The organism is Pseudomonas sp. AC463, from assembly GCF_979253585.1.
This window is the reverse complement of record NZ_CEEDDZ010000985.1, coordinates 1-248: the sequence shown is the minus strand read 5'-3', so window position 1 is coordinate 248 and position 248 is coordinate 1. Positions and strand designations below refer to the sequence as shown.

Annotated in this window: 1 protein-coding gene; it reads left to right on the top strand. The window is 66.1% G+C overall.

Annotated features, from left to right (window positions below):
- A partial coding sequence (locus AC0IYH_RS33175; RefSeq protein WP_471838645.1) for a hypothetical protein occupies positions 1-248 on the top strand: 248 nt, incomplete at both ends.

Here is a 248-nt window from a genome sequence, read left to right as displayed (position 1 = left end):
ACCGATGCGATCATTCGCGGCGGTGGCGTGCTGACCAGTTTCTACGCGACCGATCCGAAACAGATCGCGATGTTCCGGAAGCGGTACCCGGGCGCGACGCTGGCGCGCGGCGAGGACGAGATCCTCGCCGACAAGCGGATCAAGCTGGTGTGCAGCGCCGCCGTTCCCAGCCTGCGCGCACCGCTCGGCATCCGGGTGATGAAGGCGGGCAAGGATTATCTCAGCGACAAGGCCGCGGTGACGACACT